The organism is Cupriavidus sp. SIMBA_020, from assembly GCF_046535395.1.
Taxonomy (GTDB): domain Bacteria; phylum Pseudomonadota; class Gammaproteobacteria; order Burkholderiales; family Burkholderiaceae; genus Cupriavidus; species Cupriavidus campinensis.
The window spans coordinates 1-268 of sequence record NZ_JAWRWU010000693.1 but is presented as its reverse complement, the minus strand read 5'-3'; the positions used below and the strand labels follow the sequence as shown (position 1 = coordinate 268).

1 pseudogene is annotated in these 268 nt (G+C 64.2%); it reads right to left on the bottom strand.

Features of this window, described 5'->3' with window-relative positions:
- Window positions 1-215 (bottom strand): annotated as a pseudogene (locus SB751_RS31100) (haloacid dehalogenase-like hydrolase); the annotation flags it as partial.
- Window positions 216-268 lie beyond the last annotated feature (53 nt).

Sequence of the window (268 nt, the reverse complement as noted above, 5' to 3'; positions counted from 1 at the left end):
AGATACGGCAGCAGCGATTCCTCGAGGTCGTAGCGGTAGGTCGTGTTGTCGGCGTCGAACACCGCGTAGTCGCCGCGATTCGCATGGGCGGCGATCATCGCGTTCAGCGCCTTCGCGCTGTCCGCCGGCCAGTGCGACAGGTCCGCCGCGTGGGCGAACGACATGCACAACGACGCGGCAAGCGCGCTCAGAATACGGCGGGACAGCTTGGGCATGACGTCGCTCCCTTTCGTGACAGTGTGGTGACAAATCGATGACGAGGGCCTGA